15 protein-coding genes and 1 pseudogene are annotated in these 15,321 nt (G+C 67.0%); 5 read left to right on the plus strand and 11 right to left on the minus strand.

Features of this window, described 5'->3' with window-relative positions; genetic code table 11:
- Positions 1–10 precede the first annotated feature (10 nt).
- Positions 11–316, plus strand: a complete 306-nt coding sequence (locus QRM96_RS09970; protein WP_018761733.1) for a hypothetical protein — start codon at positions 11–13, stop codon at positions 314–316.
- Positions 317–400: 84 nt separating this feature from the next.
- Here the strand turns inward: QRM96_RS09970 and QRM96_RS09975 are convergent, their stop codons facing one another.
- Together QRM96_RS09975 and paaZ are read right to left on the minus strand one after the other, a co-directional pair.
- Positions 401–796, minus strand: a complete 396-nt coding sequence (locus QRM96_RS09975) for a VOC family protein (RefSeq protein WP_018761734.1) — start codon at positions 794–796, stop codon at positions 401–403.
- A 243-nt stretch (positions 797–1,039) separates the two neighbouring features.
- A complete protein-coding gene (gene paaZ / locus QRM96_RS09980) occupies positions 1,040–3,151 on the minus strand; it encodes a phenylacetic acid degradation bifunctional protein PaaZ (protein ID WP_285319504.1) in 2,112 nt (703 codons plus the stop codon).
- Between the two features lie 140 nt (positions 3,152–3,291).
- Here paaZ and QRM96_RS09985 point away from each other — a divergent pair, with 140 nt between their 5' ends.
- Complete coding sequence (locus QRM96_RS09985) at positions 3,292–3,732, plus strand: PaaI family thioesterase (RefSeq protein ID WP_285319505.1); 441 nt, start codon at positions 3,292–3,294, stop codon at positions 3,730–3,732.
- Positions 3,733–3,773: 41 nt separating this feature from the next.
- Here the strand turns inward: QRM96_RS09985 and QRM96_RS09990 are convergent, their stop codons facing one another.
- From QRM96_RS09990 to QRM96_RS10000, 3 genes and pseudogenes are all read right to left on the minus strand, one after another.
- On the minus strand, positions 3,774–5,915 hold the full coding sequence (locus tag QRM96_RS09990; RefSeq protein ID WP_285319507.1) for a trypsin-like serine protease: 2,142 nt from the start codon (positions 5,913–5,915) through the stop codon (positions 3,774–3,776).
- Between the two features lie 95 nt (positions 5,916–6,010).
- A pseudogene (locus QRM96_RS09995) lies at positions 6,011–6,722 on the minus strand (tyrosine-protein phosphatase).
- A gap of 82 nt (positions 6,723–6,804) precedes the next feature.
- The gene (locus QRM96_RS10000; protein ID WP_018761739.1) at positions 6,805–7,425 is read right to left on the minus strand and encodes a GNAT family N-acetyltransferase; all 621 of its coding nucleotides are present in this window, start codon (positions 7,423–7,425) and stop codon (positions 6,805–6,807) included.
- A 76-nt stretch (positions 7,426–7,501) separates the two neighbouring features.
- Here QRM96_RS10000 and QRM96_RS10005 point away from each other — a divergent pair, with 76 nt between their 5' ends.
- Entirely contained in the window at positions 7,502–7,735 is a 234-nt protein-coding gene (locus QRM96_RS10005) for a DUF6480 family protein (protein ID WP_018761740.1), read from the plus strand.
- Between the two features lie 12 nt (positions 7,736–7,747).
- Here the strand turns inward: QRM96_RS10005 and QRM96_RS10010 are convergent, their stop codons facing one another.
- The 4 genes from QRM96_RS10010 to QRM96_RS10025 form a co-directional block, all read right to left on the minus strand.
- Positions 7,748–8,620: a 3-hydroxyacyl-CoA dehydrogenase family protein gene (locus QRM96_RS10010; RefSeq protein WP_285319509.1), complete on the minus strand. Its 873-nt coding sequence runs from the start codon at positions 8,618–8,620 to the stop codon at positions 7,748–7,750.
- A gap of 3 nt (positions 8,621–8,623) precedes the next feature.
- Complete coding sequence (locus tag QRM96_RS10015; RefSeq protein ID WP_285319511.1) at positions 8,624–9,427, minus strand: enoyl-CoA hydratase/isomerase family protein; 804 nt, start codon at positions 9,425–9,427, stop codon at positions 8,624–8,626.
- Positions 9,427–10,653: a thiolase family protein gene (locus QRM96_RS10020; protein WP_133830570.1), complete on the minus strand. Its 1,227-nt coding sequence runs from the start codon at positions 10,651–10,653 to the stop codon at positions 9,427–9,429. Before QRM96_RS10020 ends, QRM96_RS10015 begins: the two co-directional genes overlap by 1 nt.
- 117 nt (positions 10,654–10,770) lie before the next feature.
- Positions 10,771–11,445 carry a pentapeptide repeat-containing protein gene (locus tag QRM96_RS10025; protein ID WP_026264582.1) on the minus strand — a complete coding sequence of 225 codons (675 nt, stop codon included), beginning with the start codon at positions 11,443–11,445 and terminating at the stop codon, positions 10,771–10,773.
- A 102-nt stretch (positions 11,446–11,547) separates the two neighbouring features.
- Between QRM96_RS10025 and QRM96_RS10030 the strand changes: the two genes are divergently transcribed.
- Positions 11,548–11,724, plus strand: a complete 177-nt coding sequence (locus QRM96_RS10030; protein WP_109045219.1) for a CsbD family protein — start codon at positions 11,548–11,550, stop codon at positions 11,722–11,724.
- Positions 11,725–11,829: 105 nt separating this feature from the next.
- Here the strand turns inward: QRM96_RS10030 and QRM96_RS10035 are convergent, their stop codons facing one another.
- A complete protein-coding gene (locus QRM96_RS10035) occupies positions 11,830–12,900 on the minus strand; it encodes a DNA polymerase IV (protein ID WP_442852927.1) in 1,071 nt (356 codons plus the stop codon).
- 97 nt (positions 12,901–12,997) lie between these two features.
- On the opposite strand from QRM96_RS10035, the gene QRM96_RS10040 reads away from it, so the two are divergent.
- On the plus strand, positions 12,998–13,732 hold the full coding sequence (locus tag QRM96_RS10040) for a dienelactone hydrolase family protein (protein WP_018761747.1): 735 nt from the start codon (positions 12,998–13,000) through the stop codon (positions 13,730–13,732).
- 100 nt (positions 13,733–13,832) lie between these two features.
- Here the strand turns inward: QRM96_RS10040 and QRM96_RS10045 are convergent, their stop codons facing one another.
- The gene (locus tag QRM96_RS10045; protein WP_285319512.1) at positions 13,833–15,293 is read right to left on the minus strand and encodes an amino acid permease; all 1,461 of its coding nucleotides are present in this window, start codon (positions 15,291–15,293) and stop codon (positions 13,833–13,835) included.
- Between the last annotated feature and the right edge of the window lie 28 nt (positions 15,294–15,321).

Here is a 15,321-nt window from a genome sequence, read left to right on the forward strand (position 1 = left end):
GGAAAAGCAGATGAGCCACCCAAAGGAAGAACCCGAGGCAGGGTACATCGTTCCGGATCCCTCGAAGCTCCGCGAAGACATCGCCGGTGATTCAGGTGACGAGGCCAACGCAATCCGCTTCAGTGAGGAACAGGCCCTGATCGAGGAACAGTCCCACGGCATCCGTCCGGACACCTACAGCGTCCCGCCGGGAGGCCCCACCATGGACGAGGCCAGGGGCAACATGGACCTCTCGGACCGCAGCGAAGAAGGCCACGGTACCGGGCGCGAGGATGACAGCAGCGACGACGGCCTGCACGGCGGCGCCGAAAGCTGACACCAAGGTCAAACGTTCCATAAACCGCAGCAGGGGCGCCCCGATCAGACCGGGGCACCCCTGCTGCGGTTTGTCCCTTGGCGCCTAGACCTGGTATTCCGGATTCGCCACGAGGTTCTGGTGGACGCAGAGGATGTTGTGCTCGGTGTCCATGAACCACGCGCATTTTTCGGATTCCGTGGTGCAGATGTGGTTTTCCGTCCTCAGGGTGGGAAGGTCATAGTCCTGGAACATCACGCCCCTGGCCTCCATGTCACGGACGGTCCCCTCAATGTCGGCTACCTCGAAGCTCAGCGCTGTGTGCTCGGAGTGTTTGCCATCGGAGACGGGCATCAGCTGCAGCATGGGGCCGCCGTCGGTGCCGAGTAATTCGCTTCCATCGTCTGTCATTCCGCGGTGCGGGAGTCCGAGCTTTTCGGTGTAGAAGCTGCGGGCGCGGGCTGCGTCGTCGACTGGCAGGATGGTTGTGGCTGTGCTCATTCTAAGGTTCATGTGGCCACCTCCTACGGGCAGAATCTTACGCCCGGGCTGCCGGAAAAGCCCCTCCCCAATACGCCCGCTCACCTTCGACCCCCAAACCCCAAACGCCCGCTCACCTTCGACCCCCAAACCCCAAACGCCCGCTCACTTTCCCGAAAGAAGTGAGCGGGCGTCCCGGTGGAAGCCGCAGGAAGTGAACGGGCGTCCAGGTGGAAGCCGCAGGAAGTGAGCGGGCGTTCCGGGCTACTTTTCGACGAGGGTGAGGACGTCGTAGGTGGCCACGATGTCGTCATTCTGGTTGGTCAGGACGGCGTCCCAGGCCACCTCGCCATATTCGTCCGTTTCGCGCGGGGTGATCTTCTTGGCTGTCAGCGTCACCCGGATTGAATCACCGGCGGCAACGGGGGTGATGAAGCGCAGGTTCTCCAGGCCGTAGTTGGCCAGCACGGGGCCCGGGGCGGGTTCCACGAACAGTCCTGCGGCCCAGCTCAGCAGCAGGTAGCCGTGTGCCACGATGCCCGGGAAGAACGGGTTGGCTTCCGCCGCTTGCTGGTTGGTGTGCGCGTAGAACTTGTCGCCCGTGGACTCCGCAAAAGCGGTAATGTCCGCCAGCGTGACCTGCCGCAGGTCAGAGCGGACGGCATCGCCGATCCGTAGCGTGGCGAGGGATTTCCGGAACGGGTGCGCGCCTTCGGTTTCCACGGTGAAGTTGCGGTCCGCACCGGTATGCCAGACGCCGGTGACGGCGGTGAGCATGTTGGGTGAGCCCTGGATGGCGGTGCGCTGCATGTGGTGCAGCACGGACCGGATGCCACCGAGTTCCTCGCCGCCGCCGGCGCGCCCCGGGCCACCGTGGACGAGGTGCGGCACCGGTGATCCGTGGCCGGTGGACGAGCGGGCGTCCTCCCGGTTCAGCATCAGGACGCGGCCGTGGTGCGCAGCGATTCCGGTGACCAGTTCCCGGGCCACCGCGGGGTCGTTGGTGCAGACCGAGGCCACCAGGGAGCCGCCGCCGCGGGCGGCGAGTCGGACGGCGTCGGCCAGGTCGCGGTAGCCGATCACGGACGATACCGGTCCGAATGCTTCGAGCGAGTGGATTGCGTCCGCTTCGGGGTTGTCCCAGTTCAGGACGACCGGGGCCATGAACGCCCCGCCGTCCACCACGCCGGTGGTTCCGTCGGCCGAGGTGACCGACGGCGAATCGAGGGTTCCGTACGCAAGCTCACCGCCGGCGTCGAGCATGGACTGGACGGCCGCCCGGACGTCCCTTAACTGTTCCACGGACGCCAGTGCGCCCATGGTGACGCCCGCGCCGCGGGGGTCGCCCAGGACGATGCGTTCCGAGATGCGCTTGCCGATCGCGGCGGTGACGGCGGAAACCAGTTCCTGCGGCACGATGGCGCGGCGGACGGCGGTGCACTTCTGCCCGGCCTTGACGGTCATTTCGGTGACTACGGACTTGACGAACGCATCGAATTCCGGTGTGCCCTCCATCGCGTCAGGGCCAAGGATGGCAGCGTTCAGGGAGTCCGTCTCGGACGTGAACCGCACTCCGCCCTCCACCACGTTCGGGTGCGCCTTGAGCGACTTTGCGGTGGACGCCGAGCCGGTGAAGGCGACGAGGTCGCGGTAGTCCAGGACGTCCAGCAGCCCGCGGACGGAACCTGAAATAAGCTGCAGCGACCCTGCCGGCAGGATGTTGGATTCAACGATGGCCTTGACCACGGCCGCAGCAACGTAACCGGTGGGGGTGGCAGGTTTGACGATGGTGGGGACGCCGGCCAGGAAGGCAGGGGCGAACTTTTCCAGCATCCCCCAGACCGGGAAGTTGAAGGCGTTGATCTGGACGGCAACACCGGGAATGCGGGTGTAGATGTGCTCGCCGGCGAAGGAGCCGTCCTTGGACAGCACCTCCATGGGCCCGTCCACCACTACCTGGGAGTTGGGCAGTTCGCGCCGGCCTTTGGAACCGAAGGTGAACAGGACGCCGATGCCGCCGTCGATGTCCACCATGGAGTCGATCTTGGTGGCGCCGGTCTGGAACGAGAAGCCGTAGAAGTGTTCGCGGCGGGCGTTCAGGTACTGCGCCAGTTCCTTGAGCTTGAGGGCGCGCTGGTGGAAGGTCAGCTTGCCCAGTTCCGCCTGGCCGGTGGTGCGGCCGTATTCGACGACGGCGGCCAGGTCCAGGCCCTCCGTGCTGACCTTGGCCAGGATCTCCCCTGTGCTCGCATCCCGGACAGGGACCGCGGAAGCCGACGAGCCGGCGTCGGGCGTCCACCAGGCATCTTTGACGAAGCTGGGCACTGTCTCCACGGTGTCGACCGTGGCCTGGGGAGCTGTGGCTGTGGTGGTCATCGTTGACGGGTCCTTCCAACGCTGGGGCAGGCAAACAGCAGTCATTACTGACCGTCCGTTCGGTAATATATTCACCATACATGAAGTGCCGTGCCGCACACTAGAAGGCCGGGACTGAAATGGATACCGAAGGAGAACGAATGAGCGCCCCACACGAGGATTCCGGCGACACCCAGCCGTCGCAGCATGAACTCTGGAAAATCACGCTGGGCGAGCTGGACGAAAAGATGGGCGTGAAGATCCTGGAGGAGTCCGTGGAGCGGGTGGTGGCCACCATGCCGGTGGAGGGAAACCGGCAGTCCTTCGGCCTGCTGCACGGCGGCGCTTCGCTGGCCGTCGGCGAGGCCGTGGGCTCCTGGGCCGCCGTGATCCACGCGAGCACCATGGGCAAGACCGCTGTGGGGGTGGACGTATCCGCCACCCACCACCGGTCCGCACGGGAGGGCCTAGTCACCATCACGGCCACGCCTATCCACCTGGGCGGCACACTGACCACGCACGAGGTGCTGATCACCAACGAGGCGGGCCAGCGGCTCTGCACCCTGCGCATTACAAACCTGCTGATGCGGCGCCACAAGTAACGGTGGTTGAGCCCGTCCGCGGTGGTTGAGCCTGTCGAAACCTAGTCCGATCCCCGCTTCCGGCGCCTGACCAGCACCATAAGCACGATCCCGACGGCGACCGCGGCAGCGGCAGCGACGGCTGCGGGTACCAACGCCGTCGCGCCGGTGTATGCCAGGTCGCCCGCACCCGCGGTACCGTTGCCGCCGGTGATCGCCAGGCCGGCAGGCGGAGTACTTGGTGCCGGGGTACTGGCCGGGGGCGTGGCCACGGCGGCCGGGCTGGTCTGGGTGGGCGACGGGGCCGGGCTGGCCTGGGTGGGTGACGGGGATGCGGTAGCGATGCTGGCGGGAGGACTCGTGGGAGCCGGCGGAGCAGGGCTCGACGGCGGGGCAGGGCTGGTGGGAGCCGGCGGGGTGGCCGCGAACTCGAAGGTGGTGGTGCCCGACCGGCTGTACCCGTTGACGGTCTCGGCCGTGAAGTGGAGCGGATCCCTGCCTTGCGGTGCGGTGAAGCTCCAGTTGCCGGCGGCGTCCACGGGGACCTCGAACGGGCCTTGGCCCTGGAGGGTGATCCGGACCTTGGACCCGGCGGCGATGGCTGACGCCGGAGCCGCGGCAACGGTCCCAGCGATGGTTTGGCCGGAATCATAGGTGCCGCCGGCCGCGGGCGCGGTAACGGAAGGCTTGTTGAGGAACAGTTCCAGCTGGTAGCCGGGAAGTACGGCCAAACTGTTCCGCAAGGTGGCGCCGACGGCGAAGTTTTGGATCACGTTGCCGTTTTGGTCCGGGGTGTCCCCTGCCGAGTGGGTGCCCACGGCGTAGTTGCCGCTGACATAGGGTCCCCCGGAGTCTCCCCCGCTGGACTGCACCCCGTAAGAAAGGAACCCATTGAACGCGCGGATGTCTTTCTTGTCCGAGGCGTAGCCCGGGCCCGGCACGATAAAGATGCCGACGGCGTCAACCGTTCCGCAGGACCAGGCGGAGGTTCGTCCCGAGCGGCAAATGGGCATTCCCACAACGGGGTCTTCGGATCCGATGATCTTGACGTCGGGCCCGGGCTGGGACGGGCTCCCCCACGTGCTGGCCGCGGGAAGGGGATCGATGTCCTGCCGCAGCGACTGGATCACCGAGATGTCCGTCCCCACATTGCCAGGGTTGGTTACCGCCGTCTGGTCCGGAACGATGGGAGTGGTGGGGTCGAGCACGCGGGTGTTCCCCGGGCCGCCGAACTGGCTGAAGCCGAACTTCCCCAGCAGGCCCGCCGGCACGCCTTGGAACTCCAGGGTGGCTGTCTTGGCGGCACCATCCGAAGCGCAGTGCCCCGCGGTCAGGACAGTGGGCAGGCCTGTGGGGTCGAAGGCGGAGAAACCGGTGGAACACACATAGCCGATATCGCTCTGGTACCCGATGCCGCCTGCGACGTCCGCCTCGGATTTGAGCGGCGTACCGCCGTCGAGCTCGACGTTGGCATAGCGGGACACGAACTGGGCCGGAGTGACCTTTCCGGCCCCCGGCAAGGCCGACTCCGACGGCGAGGGCGACGGGGCTGCCGACGGCGAGGACGACGTCGCTGGTTCTGGCGACAACGCCTCCGGCGCATTGATCCCGCCCGTCCTGATCACGAACTTTCCGCCTGCGTACATCACCGCCTGCAGGCCCTGCGGCCCAACGTCGCGGAGATAGGCCTGGAAGAGCTGCTCCGTGCTGACCGCCAGTTCGGACCTGGCGCCAACCGCGGGCGCCTCGAGGGACAAACCGGGAATAGTGCCCGCGAGGGCGGCAACGGCGGTCTTAAGCTCACGTCCTGAACCGCTGACCGTAATGGATCCATGCTCGATCCGGATTCCCACGTAGCCCGGGACCTGGCGCAGCTGGACGGCCGCCTGCGCTGCCTGGGCACCGAGTTGTCCGGCAGCCTCGAACTGTGGGGGGGTGAGCTTGAGGTCCCGCTGCACGGCGTCGTCGAGGGCGGCCTGCGAAAGTGCGGTTGGTGCCGGCGTCGGGGACGCCGGGGCTGTGCTTCCCGAAGCCGGGCTGGGGGACGCTGTACCCTGACTCGGCGAGGCCGGAGTGGGGGACGATTCACCGGCGGCAAGAGCGGGAACGGCTGCGTACGCGGAGGATGCCAGCACGCCGGCAGCGGCGCCCAAGGCGAGCACCCGCCGCAGCGTGACAGCACTAAACCCCAGGTCATGCGCCATTGAAGCTTTTTTCCTCGGTGCTGCTGTTGAGCTCATGTCCGTCTCTCTGCCGGTCAACGTGACCGAGGAAACAACAGTATCTCAGGTCACATGCGTCACACTGGTCCCATTGTATCTACGCTGTCCTGGCAACAGGCCAGGACAGCCTCGAGTTCTACTGCGGTGAGGCCGTTGGCCAGAAGGTAGTGGCGGGTATCCAGGTCCCGGACAAACCTGGCCACGGTGAGCCCCCGTTGTTCCAGCAAGGGCTCAAGTTCACCGGCGGCCAGGTAGCGTTCGCGGCTGTGCGGCGGCCCGTGCGTGCGGTACCTCTCGTTGATGCCGCGTGCCGCCCGCCGGTAGCCCTCTGCGATCGCTTCGTCGGAATCGCCTGCGAGGTCCTGGACCATGGCGGCCACCATTCCACTGCGGTCCCGGCCGGCGGCGCAGTGCAGCAGGACATCCCCCCTGGGTGCGGCGTGGGCGATGGCCCGGAAGACGCCCACCAGCTTTTCCGGGAAGAGGCGGGCGTTCACGGCGTAATGCCCGGGGTCGTTCAAAATACGGCCCGGTGATGGCGGTGAAGCGCGGATCACCGGCCTCTTCCGTGGGCGCCTGGACCACGTCGATGTCCGGCATGGACGTGTCCGGGACCACCGGGTCGGTGTCCCGGCGCCGGCCTTCCGCTGCGTTGCGGAGATCGACGACGGTGCGGACGCCGTCGTCGAACACCTGCCGCCACCCGGACGCCGTCAGCCACTCACGCCGGCCCATCCGGTAGATGCCGCCCGAAATGTGCCAGGCGTTGACAGCTCCATCCCAGTTCATGGGCCTGCCCCGTTTGCTCATCCGCCCAGCTAATCACAGGGTGCTGGGAGCCGCATGCCGCACGGGAAGACTTTTGGCGTCATCAGCGGGCAGCCGGGCCGCGGCGGTCCAGCCGGTACTCGAGCCCGGCGCGGACGGCGGGCCATTCGTGGTCCAGGATGGAGAACACCACGGTGTCGCGCAGGTTCCCGTCGCTGGTCCGGGAGTGGCTGCGCAGTACGCCGTCCTGCTTGGCACCGAGCCGGGCGATGGCCTCCCGCGACTGGTGGTTCAGCCAGTGGGTGCGGAACTCCACCGCCGGGCAGCCCACGGCCTCGAAGGCGTGCCCGAGCAGCAGGAGCTTGGAGTCCGGATTCGTTCCGGTCCCCTGCACGGAGGCCGCGTTCCACGTGGAGCCGATCTCCACGCGGGGCGTGGCGGCGTCGATGTTCATGTAGGTGGTCATGCCGATGATGCGGCCCGGGCCGCCGGTTTCCGCATCGATCAGGCGGGTGGTGAACGGCAGCATTGAGCCTTGGTCCTGCAGTGCCAGCCGCCGCCTGATTTCGGCGGCCATCCCATCAGGGGCCGGCACCGAGGTGTACCAGAGCTTCCAGAGCTCACCATCCCTGGCGGCCTCCACCAGGCCGTCGTGATGCTCCTCCGCGAGCGGCTCCAGGATTACGTGCCGTCCGGTCAGGGTAAGGGGTTCAAGGAAAGTCACTGCACCAGCCTAGGCCCACCGGTTCGGTGCCGGTTACGCTTGGGCAAGCACGTGGACGGCGAGCGAGGGAGTCATTGTGTCAGGTACCAATCCGGATCCGGAAGACGACAAGATCACCGGTCTGGAGCCCGGCGGCGGCGTTCCGCCCGGCGAAACCCCGCCGGGCGAAGCATCCACGGTCGGGCCCCATGGCACGGAGGAGCGCGGGCCGGGCAAGGGCACGCAGTTCCTCTGGATTGCCGTCATCGGGGTGGTCGTCCTGCTCTGCCTGCTGTATTTCATCGGCTACATCGTGGGCTTCTTCGACTAACGCGGGCGGCCGCTAGCTGGGCCAGTCGAAGAAGCCTTTGCCGGTCTTGCGGCCCAGTTCCCCGCGGGCCACCTTGTCGCGCAGGATCTGCGGGGGTGCGAACCGGTCACCCAGGGTGGAATGCAGGTATTCGGCGATACCCAGGCGGACGTCCAGGCCCACGATGTCCGTGGTCCGGAGCGGCCCGGTGGGGTGTTTGTAGCCCAGCACCATGGCGTTGTCGATGTCCTCGGCCGAGGCTACGCCTTCCTCGACCATGCGCATGGCCTCCAACGCGATGGCAACGCCCAGCCGGGAGGACGCGAACCCCGGCGCGTCATTGACGACGACGGCGGTCTTGCCGAGTGCCTCCACCCACCTCTTCGCCTCCACAGCGAGTCCGGGCGAGGTGTGCTCGCCCAGCACCACCTCGATGAGCGTGGAAGCGGGCACCGGGTTGAAGAAATGCAGCCCCAGGAAATTGCCCGGCCGCCTCAGCTCCTTCGCGAGCCCGTTCACGGACAGCGAGGACGTATTGGATGCCAGGCAGGCGTCTTCCGCCAGCCGCTCCTCGATGCCCCGCAACGCCGTAACTTTCAGGTCCCAGTCTTCCGGGACGGCTTCCACCACCAGTTGGCGGTCCTTGAAGGCGTCATAGTCCACGCCGACGGCCAGGCGGGAGACCATTTCGTCCAGGTTTGTGTCCGTTGCCCCGCGCTCGATGCTCTTTGCCGCCGCGGATTCCACCCGTTCCCGTGCCGCCTCCGCAGCCTGTTCGTCGCGTTCCACCACCAGCACGTCGGCGCCCTTGACCAGGAATGCATGGGCGATCCCGGCGCCCATCCGGCCACCGCCCAGGACACCCACCCGGGCCGGGAGGGCTGGAGTCAGTTGCGATTCGCTCATGGTCTACTTTCCGTCTGCGGGGTTGGCGGGGTTGGCCTTCTTCCGGGCGCTGCGGTCGAGGAACGCCTGCATGCGGTCGAACTTGGCCTGGGATTCGAAGAGGATGCCCTGGGCCAGCTGGTCGATCAGCGGGTGGGCTTCCGCGGGGGCGTGGAACACGGATTTGGTGATGCGGACGGCCAGGGGGTCCTGGCGCCCGATCCTGTCGGCAAGGCTGTGGGCCGCGGCCAGCAGGTCCGCGGGGTCGTGGATCTCGGTGATGAGGTTGGCCGCCCGTGCCTCGTCGGCGCCGAGGACCAGGCCGGCCAGGAGGATCTGCTTTGCCAGCGGTTCACCCACGAGTTCCCTGAGCCGCCAGCTGGCGCCTGCCGCGGCCAGGATGCCCAGGCCCGTTTCGGGATTGCCGATGCGCAGGGTGGGGGTGCCGATCCGGAAGTCCGCCGCGTAGGCCAGTTCCGCGCCGCCACCCAGGCAGTAGCCGTCCAGCGCGGCGATGACCGGCATGGGCAGCTTCGCAATCCGGACGAAGATGGTGGAGTTGATCCCGTGCAGGGCGTCATCCCGCCGCCGTTCGCGCAGCTGGGCGATGTCTGCCCCGGAGGCGAACACCCCGTCCACCCCTGCAATGATCAGGATCCTGGGATTCTGTTCCAGCGCTGCGCACACGGTGTGGAGTTCGTCCACCATCTGCTGGTCGATGGCGTTCTTTACCTCGGGCCGGTTGAGCAGCACCACCACACGGTCGTCCCGTTCCTCCACTTTGAGGGCGGAGAACACTTCGGCGGCAAGGTCCACTGCGGCGGCCATCAGATTTTCTCCAACAGCATGGCGGTGCCTTGGCCGACGCCGACGCACATGGTGGCGAGGCCGATTTTGGCGTCCTCGCGTTCCATCCGCCCCAGCAGGGTGATGGCGATCCGGGACCCGCTCGAGCCGAGCGGGTGACCCAGCGCGATGGCGCCGCCGTCGCGGTTCACGATGTCCGGATCCAGGCCCAGGCGCCGGATGGAGGCCAGTGACTGGGTGGCAAAAGCTTCATTGAGTTCGACGGCGGACAGGTCACCAACGCTTAGGCCGCTGCGCTTGAGCACTTTCTGCGTGGCGGGGACAGGACCGATGCCCATGATCTCGGGTTCGCAGCCGGCGGAAGCGCCGTCGATGATGCGTGCCCGCGGGGTCAGGCCCAGCCGTTCGATGGCTGCCTCCGAGGCCACAATGATGGCCGAGGCGCCGTCGTTGAGCGAGGACGAGTTTCCGGCGGTGACCACGGAGCCGCCCGGTGCTACCGGCCGGAGGGCAGCGAGAACGTCGAGGCTCGTGCCGGGGCGGGGCCCTTCGTCCGTGTCCACCACCGTTTCGGACTTGCGCGTCTTCACCGTGACGGGGACGATCTCGTCCTTGAAGCGCCCGGCGGCGATGGCCTCGAGGGCACGCTGGTGCGAGCGGACGGCAAATGCGTCCGCATCCTCGCGGGAGATGCCATCCACTCGGGCTACTTCTTCCGCCGTTTCCGGCATCGAGTAGGTCATCTTCCCGTCGCGGGAGAGGCCGCCCTGCTGGAACTGCGGGTTGGTGAAGCGCCAGCCGATGGAGGTGTCGAAGATCTGGCCTGGCTTGGCAAAGGCGGCTGTGGGCTTTTCCTGCACCCATGGTGCCCGGCTCATGGATTCCACGCCGCCCGCGATGACGATGTCCGCGGCTCCGGCCTTGATCATGTGGCTCGCCTGGATGATGGCGCTCAGTCCGGAGGCGCACAGCCGGTTGACCGTAATGCCCGGGATGTGGAGCGGAAGGCCTGCCAGCAGGGTGGCCATGCGGGCAACGTTCCGGTTCTCCTCCCCTGCGCCGTTGGCGTTGCCCAGGATCACCTCGTCGATGCTTTCCGGGTCCAGGCCGGCGCGTTCCACGGCTTCGCGGACCACCAGGGCGGCGAGGTCGTCCGGCCGCACGGCGGACAAGGCACCCCCGTACCGGCCCACCGGCGTTCGGACCCCGCCAACAAGGAAAGCCTGCGGACCTGCGGTTGCAGCCATGGATACACCCTTCACGCGATAAACAGCACTGTCATCGGCGGCCGGCACAGCGGATGCACCACTTACCGACCGTTCGTTCTGTAAATGGTACACGGCAAGGTTCCGCTCCGCACCCGGCTAAAGGACTGTGACGCCCAGGTGCGCGGCGATCAGCGGCGCCAGGAGGCCCAGCTGGTACTCGTCAACAACCAGGCCGGAGAGGCTGCCCAGCCCGCTGATCTTGCGGAATCCGGTCCCGCGGATGTCGAAATCCTTCAGCTTGGCGCCGGCCAGGTCCAGGGATCCAATGGTGCAGTCCTCGAGCCTTACCCGGACGGCTCCGGCGGCGCCAAGGTCCAGTTCATTGATAATGCACCCGCTGATCAGCACATCCGTGAGCTTGGCACCACGCAGGTTCAGGAAGTCCACCTTGCCGCCGTCGATCCGTACGGACTGCCAGCCGGTTTCGTACAGTTCCGCTGAACCCAGCCGGGGGTTGCGGAGCTCCACGTCCTGCCAGGTGCTGCGGGCACCGCGGAAAACGGGGGCGTACAGCTCGGCCAGGATGCAGTCACGGAAGGATGCTCCCCGGAGCTGCGCGTCGTTGAAGGACACGGCATCGAACCGGCACTCGGAAAAGACAGACCCGCCCAGGTCGAATCCCTCTGCGTCCGCGCGGCTAAACCGGACCCCTTCGTGCCGCTCGCCGCGCCGGAAGGCGGCGTCCGCCTGGTCTTCGAGGTCAGTGAGCTCCACCGGTGAAACCCGGGGTGCCTGCACCCCGGCCGGCCCACGTCCGCGCTTTTTCTCCATCCCCCGAGCCTAGCCCGCCCGCCCCATCCCTTGAATTAGTAAGCAAGCTTCGTTTATGGTGAAAATGTAAACGATCGACGGAAACGGAAGGAGGCCGGCACCATGGGCCTCGGAGACAAGATCAGCAACGAAGCCGAAGAACTTGGCGGCAAAGCAAAGGAAGCTGCCGGCAACGTCACCCACAATGACCGCCTCAAGGCTGAAGGCCAGGCGGACCAGGTCAAGGCGGATGCCAAGAAGGTGGGCGAAAGCGTCAAGGACGAGTTCAAGCGCGACTGACAGCCACGCTGCTGCAGCCGCAGCGAACGGCGTGCTGCATCAGCCCGACGGCGGCGGATCGGACAGATCCGCCGCCGTTCCGCTGTCCACACGCATCGGGCGAAATCACCAGCCGCTGCGGGTGGGAGTGTGGCCCTGGCGGGAAGATTCCGGCATGGTCATTTCCGCCCGCAGCCCGAGCAGCCGGACAGGACGGCCGGGCTCGATCTTCGCGGCAAGCTCCAGGGCGTGTGCGAGCACTTCCGCAGGGGCGGACGTTGCGGGGATCTTCCGGCCGTACGTTGTGGTGGTGAACGGCGCATAGCGCACCTTCAGGGTGAGGCCGACCACCGGCCGCTCTTCCGCGGCGACATCGTCCATGACGTGCGCTGCCAATTCCCTGAGGGCCCCGTCAATGTCCGCCGCCTCCGTCAGGTCGCGCTGAAAGGTGGTTTCCCGGCTGTGTCCCCGGGCCACCCACGGTGTGTCATCAACCACCCGCGACCCTTCGCCCCGTCCCAGCTGGGCGTACCACGGGCCCATCTTGGGACCGAACTCGGGCACCAGGTCCGCAGGGTTGGCCGCCGCGAGCTCGGCAACAGTTTTGATGCCAAGGGTGGCAAGCCGCCGCGACACCGCTTTTCCCACGCCCCACAGATCGATTGTGGGCCTGTCCCCCATCACGTGGAGCCAGTTCCCTTCCGTCAGCCGGAAAATGCCTGCGGGCTTGCCGAACCCCGTGGCCACCTTGGCCCGGACCAGGGTGTCCCCGATGCCGATGCTGCAGTGCAGCCTGGTTTCCGCCAGGACGGCGAGCTGCAGCTGCCTGGCGATGTCTTCTGGGACGCCGCCCTCAATCCCCACGAAGGCTTCGTCCCATCCCAGCACCTGGACCGTAGCGCCGGGCTGCGAGCGCAGGACCGCCATCACTTTCTCGGACGCGTCAAGGTATGCCTCATGATCCACGGGCAGGATGACCGCGTCCGGCACCTTCCGCGCGGCGATGCGCAGCGGCATGCCGGAGCCCACGCCGTAGGCCCTGGCTTCGTAGGACGCCGTGGACACCACGGCACGTTCGGTGGGGTCGCCGCGGCCACCCACGATCACGGGCTTGCCCGCGAGCTCCGGCCTGCGGAGCACTTCGACGGCAGCGATGAACTGGTCCAGGTCCACGTGCAGCACCCATGGTTCGTTCACAGCCCCAGTCTGCCCGGGCCAGGCGCCGCGCACCAGCGTCCCGGGGCCCGCGGTTGGATCCGCACAGTAAATGCATACTGCCCGGTTAGCCTTAGCCATGACCTACGTTGACCTCAGCGCCGAAAGCGCCACCGCCGGCGGCTCGCCTTCCTTGGGCGGCTATCTGGCCACGCCGGAGGGCCAAGGCCCTTTCCCCGGCGTCGTAATGATCCACGAGGCCTTTGGCCTGACCGACCAGACCCGCAGGCACGCCGACAGGATGGCCCGGGCCGGCTACCTGACCTTGGCAGTGGATCTGTTCAGCGAGGGCGGGGCGCGCCGCTGCCTGGTCAGCACCATGCGCAGCATGACTGCCGGCACCGGCAGGGCATTCACGGACATCGCCACGGCGCGGAAGTGGCTTGCCGCCTCCCCGCAATCAACCGGAAAAACCGGCGTGATCGGTTTTTGCATGGGCGGCGGCTTCGCGCTGCTGGTGGCCAAGGACGGTTTCGACGCAGCCGCGGTCAATTACGGTCGCCTGCCCGGCAACCTGGACGACGCCCTCCGCGGCGCCTGCCCCATCGTGGCCAACTACGGCGGCGCGGACAGGCCCCTGAAGGGGGCCGCTGCCCGGCTCGAATCAGCCCTGGACAGGCTGGGAATCGAACACAGCGTCAAGGAGTTCCCCGGCGCCGGCCACGCCTTCCTGAACGACACCGACGAAGGACCCGTGGTCCTTCGTCCGCTCATGCGCGTGATGGGCATCGGGCCGGACCCGGACTCCGCCCCGGAGGCCTGGCAGCGGATCGAGGACTACTTTGCCCGCCACCTGAAGGACTCCGCTGCCTGACGCACCGGGCCCGCCCGGACATCAAGGAGGAAACGCCGACGGCGGACCGCCCCACCCAAGGGACGGCCCGCCGTCGAACGTTGCTCAGGAAGATCCGGCGTCAGCTGTAGAGCTCGCTCTTGGGCTGGTTGCCCTTGACCTTCTGCCAGCCAAGCCACAGGACCACCGCGAAGAACGGGATGGTGGCCAGCGTCCAGAGGCCCAGGTAGAACACCTCGCCGTCCTTGCTGGTCATGGTGTCGAAGCCAATGAGCACGGTGATGGCCAGCAGGCCCAGCAGGCCGGCCCAACTGGTCCACGGCGAACCCGGCATCGGCAGGGTGGACGTGATGCCCTTGCGGCGGCGCAACACGATTTGGCTCGCGAAGATGGAGCCCCAGCAGAAGATCACGCCGATCGAGGCGGTGTTCAAGGCGAGGTCGAACGCGTGCGAGCCGCCCAGCCAGATGTTCAGCAGGATGCCCACCAGGTAGAACGCGGCGATCGCAAGGATGGCGGCATACGGGACGTGCCGCTTGGACATGCGGGTGAGCCACTGCGGGGCGTGGCCGTTGTTGGCCATGGTGCGGAAGACGCGGCCGATCGAGTAGAGCCCGGAGTTGCAGGAGGAGAGTGCGGCGGTGATCACGATCATGTTCATCACGTCACCCACCCAGCCCAGGCCCATCTGGCCGAAGACGGTAACGAACGGGGAGGTGCCGGCCTTGTACTGGTCCGAGGGCAGCAGCATCGCCAGCAGCAGGACGGAGCCCACGTAGAACACCACGATGCGCAGTACGACGGCGCGGATCGCCTTGGGCACCTCGCGTTCCGGCTTTTGCATCTCGCCGGCAGTGACGCCGACCAGCTCGATGCCGTTGTAGGCAAAGATGACGGCATTCAGGACCAGGACCATCACCAGCGCGCCCTTGGGGAACATGCCGCCCTCGGCCGCGAAGAGGTTATTGACGGAGGCATGCCCGTCACCCACTTGGGCGTTGGTGACCACCATGAACGTGCCCACCACCAGGAAGGTCAGGATGGCGCCCACCTTGAGGCAGGAGGCCCAGAATTCGAACTCGCCGAACGCCTTGACGCTCAGGAGGTTCACGGCCACGAGGAGCGCCAGCGCGGCGATGGCCGAGGCTTCCACGGGGACATTGGGGAAGAAGAACTGGAAGTATAGGCCGATCGCGATGAGCTCGGCGATGCCGGTCATGCCCCAGTTGATGAAGTACATCCAGCCGGACATGTACGCGCCCTTTTTGCCGAACATCTCGCCGGCGTAGCTCACCAGGGATCCTGAGGTCTGCCGGTACATGATGAGTTCGCCCAGGGCCCGCATGAGCAGGTAGGCGATGACGCCGGCGATGGCGTAGGAGAAGATCAGGGCCGGGCCGGTGGAGGCGAGCCGGCCGCCGGCTCCCATGAAGAGGCCCACGCCGATGGCGCCGCCCATGGCGATCATGGTGACGTGGCGTCGGCCCAGGGTCCTGCTGTAGCCCTCGGCGCTGAGGGAGGAGTCGACGGCGGCGGTTGCCGCGGCGGTGTTCTTGAGGTCTGTGGGGGTACTTTGAGGCACAACTGTTCCTTGTGGGTTGGGGGTTGGC

It is taken from the genome of Pseudarthrobacter sp. lyk4-40-TYG-27 (genome assembly GCF_030209295.1).
In the GTDB taxonomy this organism is placed as follows: domain Bacteria; phylum Actinomycetota; class Actinomycetes; order Actinomycetales; family Micrococcaceae; genus Arthrobacter.

What these genes read in the sequence shown, in the direction of transcription:
- QRM96_RS10015 (WP_285319511.1), bottom strand. Translation starts at nt 9,427, where the DNA reads ATGGCCGCCGCAGTGGACCTTGCCGCCGAAGTGTTCTCCGCCCTCAAA.
- QRM96_RS10030 (WP_109045219.1), top strand. Translation starts at nt 11,548, where the DNA reads ATGGGCCTCGGAGACAAGATCAGCAACGAAGCCGAAGAACTTGGCGGC.
- QRM96_RS09990 (WP_285319507.1), bottom strand. Translation starts at nt 5,915, where the DNA reads ATGGCGCATGACCTGGGGTTTAGTGCTGTCACGCTGCGGCGGGTGCTC.
- QRM96_RS10020 (WP_133830570.1), bottom strand. Translation starts at nt 10,653, where the DNA reads ATGGCTGCAACCGCAGGTCCGCAGGCTTTCCTTGTTGGCGGGGTCCGA.
- QRM96_RS09975 (WP_018761734.1), bottom strand. Translation starts at nt 796, where the DNA reads ATGAGCACAGCCACAACCATCCTGCCAGTCGACGACGCAGCCCGCGCC.
- QRM96_RS10040 (WP_018761747.1), top strand. Translation starts at nt 12,998, where the DNA reads ATGACCTACGTTGACCTCAGCGCCGAAAGCGCCACCGCCGGCGGCTCG.
- QRM96_RS09985 (WP_285319505.1), top strand. Translation starts at nt 3,292, where the DNA reads ATGAGCGCCCCACACGAGGATTCCGGCGACACCCAGCCGTCGCAGCAT.
- QRM96_RS10010 (WP_285319509.1), bottom strand. Translation starts at nt 8,620, where the DNA reads ATGAGCGAATCGCAACTGACTCCAGCCCTCCCGGCCCGGGTGGGTGTC.
- QRM96_RS10025 (WP_026264582.1), bottom strand. Translation starts at nt 11,445, where the DNA reads ATGGAGAAAAAGCGCGGACGTGGGCCGGCCGGGGTGCAGGCACCCCGG.
- QRM96_RS09970 (WP_018761733.1), top strand. Translation starts at nt 11, where the DNA reads ATGAGCCACCCAAAGGAAGAACCCGAGGCAGGGTACATCGTTCCGGAT.
- paaZ (WP_285319504.1), bottom strand. Translation starts at nt 3,151, where the DNA reads ATGACCACCACAGCCACAGCTCCCCAGGCCACGGTCGACACCGTGGAG.